Source organism: Streptomyces sp. NPDC026394, from assembly GCF_055567735.1.
Map to the genome: position 1 here is coordinate 1 of NZ_JBVHPX010000058.1, position 5,184 is coordinate 5,184.

The 5,184-nt window shown below is 67.4% G+C and carries 4 protein-coding genes and 1 pseudogene; 2 read left to right on the forward strand and 3 right to left on the reverse strand.

The window, feature by feature from the left end; translation table 11 throughout:
* Positions 1-581: 581 nt before the first annotated feature.
* Positions 582-1,675 (reverse strand): IS630 family transposase gene (locus tag ACZ4QV_RS42225; protein ID WP_467764539.1). Its coding sequence is split into 2 segments (ribosomal slippage): positions 582-1,229 and positions 1,232-1,675, totalling 1,092 coding nucleotides; the frame shifts between segments, so codons are not numbered across the junction.
* Between the two features lie 133 nt (positions 1,676-1,808).
* Here ACZ4QV_RS42225 and ACZ4QV_RS42230 point away from each other — a divergent pair.
* Positions 1,809-2,651, forward strand: a complete 843-nt coding sequence (locus ACZ4QV_RS42230; RefSeq protein ID WP_467764540.1) for an IS5 family transposase — start codon at positions 1,809-1,811, stop codon at positions 2,649-2,651.
* Between the two features lie 200 nt (positions 2,652-2,851).
* On the opposite strand, the gene ACZ4QV_RS42235 is transcribed toward ACZ4QV_RS42230, so the two are convergent.
* Together ACZ4QV_RS42235 and ACZ4QV_RS42240 are read right to left on the reverse strand one after the other, a co-directional pair.
* Positions 2,852-3,109, reverse strand: coding sequence for a hypothetical protein (locus ACZ4QV_RS42235; protein WP_467764541.1), 258 nt, complete (start codon positions 3,107-3,109; stop codon positions 2,852-2,854).
* Positions 3,110-3,387: 278 nt separating this feature from the next.
* On the reverse strand, positions 3,388-3,579 hold the full coding sequence (locus ACZ4QV_RS42240) for a hypothetical protein (RefSeq protein ID WP_358975158.1): 192 nt from the start codon (positions 3,577-3,579) through the stop codon (positions 3,388-3,390).
* Between the two features lie 1,397 nt (positions 3,580-4,976).
* On the opposite strand from ACZ4QV_RS42240, the pseudogene ACZ4QV_RS42245 reads away from it, so the two are divergent.
* Positions 4,977-5,184: pseudogene (locus ACZ4QV_RS42245) on the forward strand (hypothetical protein); the annotation flags it as partial.

Here is a 5,184-nt window from a genome sequence, read left to right on the forward strand (position 1 = left end):
GCCTGCCTGCCGGGCGTCGCGTCAAGCGCGGTACGCCGGCCCATCGGGTCGGTCACTGTCGACCTGACGAACGATCATAACCTTTGTGGCGCCAAAAAATATATCGCACCGTCAGCACTGCTTCGTACGACCGTTGAGAGTTGAACGTGAATCGCCGGGGTCGTGGCCGGAAATCGGATCCGGCTCGGCGAGAATGCGGCCGATAACTGATAGAAATACGGCGTCCGGTATCGGCATTCGAAAGGCCCTCGCCGACGAGACCGAGCCGCTGGCCGCAGCAGGCCGAGGGGGCCGGCCATCTTCATCTTGTGGCGGCCCGCAGCCACCAGCGGCGCAGCACGCCCAGCGGCTCGGTCTCGTCGGCCTCGCCCATCTCCCGGTAGAACTCCATGCGGTCGGCCGGCGGCAGGGCCGCGGCCACCGCGTTCTGGGTGCGGGGGCAGCGGCGGTGGGCCGCCGTCGCAGTGGTGTACCGGCTGTGCGCTCATGAACCGTTGACTGAACTAACTCCAGCATTTTCGCAGGTCAGATAGCCTTTCTGCTAGCTTCCCTGGATGCTTGGACGTGAACCCGAGAGGGAGTTACTGACCTTCCGGTCGTGTTGTCGTCAAAGCGAGGCCGGTTGCTGCCAGACATCCGTCGATGAGGTCACTGCGGTATTGGATCTGGCGGAGGCCCTGCCGGAGGACTCTCAGTAGGTGGCTGGGGTCGCTGAAGGCGGTGTTGGTCTGGTGGCTGCACCGCAATGTGGACCAGATGCCTTCGACGGGGTTGAGGTCGGGCGTGTATGACGGAAGTTGGAAGACAGTGATCCAGTCATGCTCGGCGACGAAGTCACGAAGGCCCGCCGCGCGATGGGTGTTGAGGTTGTCCCAAACGAGAGTGATTGGGGCGCCGAGCTGGTGGTGAACGATGCTGAGCAGGTCGCGGTAGTCGGTCCATGAGAAGCTGCGGCGCCCGTCCTTGGTATGGCCGCCGTGTGGATCGTGGAGGATGTACCGGTAGATCAGGCGGGACCGTTCGCCGGCCTTGTAGCAGCACAGGGCGGCTACCGAGACGCGGCCTCGGGACCGGCCTCTGACCCGGATGACCGGGGTGTGCCCGCGCTTGGACCAGGTGCGGGAGGTGGGCGGCGTCATCGAGAAGCCGGCCTCGTCCTCGAAGACGATCCAGCCGTCGAGCGCCGCCGCACTGCTTCCACCTGCGGCCACGTGTCCTTCACCCACCCGGTGACCGCCTCCTCGTTCCGCTCCAGGGCCCTTTTGGCGGGGACCTGGTGGCTGAAGCCGTGGTGGTGCAGCATCTCCGCTATGGCCGACAGCGAGAGAGTCTTGTGGAACCGGCGTCCGATCAGCGTCTTGATCCTGGCCAGGGTCCACCTCTGGTCCGGCCAGCCGTGTTCGACCGGCCCTCTGGCCAACTCCTGGTCCAGAACCGCGAACAGGGCCTCGCTCAACTTCGGCCTTCCCGGCGAGCCCCAGGACCGCAGGGAGGACCGGCCGCCGTCCTGCCAGCGCCGTCTCCACCGCTGCACGGACCGCACGCTGACCCGCAGTTCTCTCGCTACCCCTGCGTTGTCCTGTCCAGCAGCGAACATGTCGGCCGCTTCCATCCGGATCTGCTCGCGAAACCGCCGCCGCTCGTCCGTCAGCCCACCACCTTGCGGATACCTCACAGTCCGGGCGTACCACTGGGGCCACCACTCGTCAGCCCCCGCGACAACACGACCGGAAGGTCAGTAGAGGGTGTCTGAGAAGCCCCGTTCAGGGCAGGTGACTTGGTAGTTCCTGCACTTCGGGGAGGCGGGGATGACCGGTCGGCGGGCGTATCCGACGGACCTTTCCGATGCCGAGTGGGCGGTGCTCGCACCGCTGGTGCCGCCGCCGAAGCCGGGCGGCCGCCCGCTCAAGCACCCGCGGCGCGAAATCATCAACGCCCTGGCGTACTGGGTGCGGGCGGGCTGTGCCTGGCGGCTGCTCCCGCACGACTTCCCGCCGTATCAGACGGTCTATCACTACTGGCGGCAGTGGCGGCTCGAGGGCCGGTGGGAAGAGATTCTGGCCGTGCTGCGGGCCCGGGAACGTACTGGTCAGGGGCGTGAAGCCACCCCGAGTGCCGGGGTATTGGACAGCCAGAGCGTCCGGGCCACCGAGCGGGGTGGCTGGCATGGGTATGACGGAGCCAAGAAGGTACCGGGCACCAAACGCCACCTCCTGGTCGACACGCTCGGTCTGGTCCTGGCCGTCTGTGTCAGCCCGGCCAACGTCAGCGACCGCGATGGTGCCGCGGTGCTGTTGGCCCGGTGCGTCGGCAAGTTCCCCCGCTTGCGGCACCTGTGGGCGGACCAGGGCTACCGGGGCCGGGACTTCCTGGCCTGGGTGCGCGAAGAGACCGGGATCACCCTCCAGATCGTGCAACGCAAAGACGGCGGCTTCCGCGGCACCTGGGCCAGGGCCGACGCCCCACCTCGCGAGGTACCGCTCTTCGCGGTGGTCCCGCGCCGCTGGGTAGCAGAGCGTAGTTTCGCCTGGCTGGGCCGCTATCGCAGGCTCTCCAAAGACTACGAGTACCTCGCCGCCAGCCAGGAGAACGCGATCTACCTGGCCACGATCATGCTCCTACTGCACCGCACAGCACGGGCCCTGCCCTGAACGGGGCTTCTCAGACACCCTCTAGCAGATCGGGCCACACCCGGCCGCCCGGCCCCGAGCACGTGAGCGACGGTCAGCCAGGACCCGCCCCGGGCCCGGCAGGGCGTTGTCGCGTGGGGGCACCGGGGCCTGGACTCCCCACGTGGCACAGCATCCCCCGACGTCGTTCACCGCTTCACTGCGGACGGAACCGTGCCCCGTCACCGCGGACGTGCCCGGTCATCGCCTCCACCAGGGTGCGGATTCACTCGAAGCTGGTCCAGCAGAATCGGCACGCTTGTCTCCATGGCCAGGCTGGGAAGGACGTCCATGTGGAGCTCGTAGTCGTCGCCGCGGTCGGCGGCCAGGGCCAGCAGCCGACGGGCGGCGGCGGTGTCTCTGTCCTGTGCGGCTGCCGGGAACTGTCGGGCTCGTGCGACGGGCAGATCGATCTGCGGTGCGGTCTCCTGCTCGACCACGTCGATGAGGTTGGCGACCTTTCGCGGGCGCTGGTGCGGACCGCGGTGTCGCGGGTGCGCTGGAGGAGGAGGGCCGCGCGGCGGCCGGGACGAGGTGGTGTCGCCGATCCGGCGGCCGGGCCCGGACCGCTCACCAGACCTGCGAGGTGCCCGTCATCCGGGAGCAGGCGCCAGCAAAATGCGCATCCTGGCCGTACCCCCACCGGCTGTTCCCGTCCATCCGTACGGCCGGTTTGCGAACCGTCCGGCTCGCGGCCGGCGCGCTACCGGGGCAGCTTTCACGGGCCTCGTCGGACCGCCCGGTGTAGTTCGGTGGCCAGTTGCTGCCAGGTTGCGGAGCAGTCCTGGGCGAGCTGGGCCATGGAGAGCAGCTGGTGGGCAGGCGTGGAGTCGGCGAACTGCTGTAGCTCCTTGGCGTCGAGAGTGAGGATGCCGAGCCATTGGAGCAGAAGACGGCCCTTCTCGGTCATCCGCACGGAAGGGTCCCCGCGTAGGCTGCTCAGCAACTGCCGCTGGGTTTGCTGAGCTTTTGCGGGCTGCGGCGCCGCGCCAGCGGTGGTTTCCCCGGACGGTACGGGAGCGCCTTTCTTCCTTGCCGTGTCCTTACGTTCCCGGCCGGGCCCGTCTGCATCCGCCTTTGCTTCACTGCGGAGTTTCGCGCGTATGTTGTGTGCGGTGCCTACGGAGACCCCCGCCTCCTGTGCCACCGCCCGCAGTGGCGCTTCCGGACGTTCCCGCATGATGTCCACGGCCTTCTTCCGCCCGGGCGCTCCGTCCACGGGGCGCCTGCGGCCGTCGCGCCCCACTCTCCTGTTCAACTGCGAGGATTTTTCAGTTGAACGGCGACGGATGCCCGCGACGGTCGGAGGGCTGAGGCCCGCCACTGCAGCGATCGCTCGATCCGACCAGTCGGGGTATATGCGAACTATTCTCTCGGTGGCCGCTTCCCGCTCATCGGCCGACAGCGGAAGCCCGTGGGCTACGTTCGCTTGCACGGACTGCACGAACGACTCCGCGTCGCTGCCCTCGAAATACTGGACCGGAATGGTGTCATCGCCGCGCAGCATCGCGGCCTTAACCCGGTGCATGCCGTCAAGGACACGCAGGGTCGAACGCTGAACCAGGATCGGCGGCAGCCCCTCCTTGACTTCCGCCAGGCGCAGGACGTGTTCCGGGTCCGTTCCGCTCGTACTCGGTGTGTCCGTAAGTATCAGCGAAGCGATAGGAACGGTCTCGATACGGCCGTGCCCGATGGTCCTTGAAGGTCGTGCCCACGATTGACTGCCATAGTCTCGGCCTCCCGGACGGACTGGCCCGACAGCAGGCGCTTCAACGAGATTGTCCACCCGTGTGCCTCGCTCTCACTCGACCGCCACTCGTCCATCACGCGAGCAAGTGACCCATGTGCCGGCCATCGCGCCGACAGCCGCGCAACTCGACCTATTTTTACCTCGTTCAGAAAACGGATCCAAATCACAGAAGGGGCCGTTCGACCCTAGGCATTCGGACAAGGAACGACACCGTGCGCAGGATGGGCGATGATTACTCAGCCAACAGAACCTTTCCGAGCCTCAAGACGTGCCCTTACCAGCCCGTGGGTTTCCTGGAAGATGAGGTCTAGGTACCGACCGAGGACATCGGCCGCGGCACCGTGCCCGGCATCGCGTGTCGCTCATCGACGACCTGGCCCGGCTGCCGCTGCCGACCACTGCCCTTTACGATCCGCGCCTTCGTACCGGTCGGCGACGTCCCATCGGCTGCAGATCGAGCGCGGCTACTACGCCGCCCCAACGGTCCGGCTGTCGCCCGACATCAGCAAGGACGAGCTCGCCGCCGAAAGAACTGCTGGGCGGTACGGGTGCGCTGGCGCATCGGAGGCCGAAGGCGGCCCGAGCCCCGCCGATTGTTTGGAGGGGCGGTAGTACTGACCGGGATGCCCCAGGAGGGGCTGGACTGCCCTGTCGGCGATCCGGCGCCGGTTCTGGACGAGTTGCGTGAGCGTGGACGCCTTCGACAACGTGGGGCCGATCGACGCAGGGCTCGCGGAGCAGGAGCCAGGGACAAGCTGACCGCGG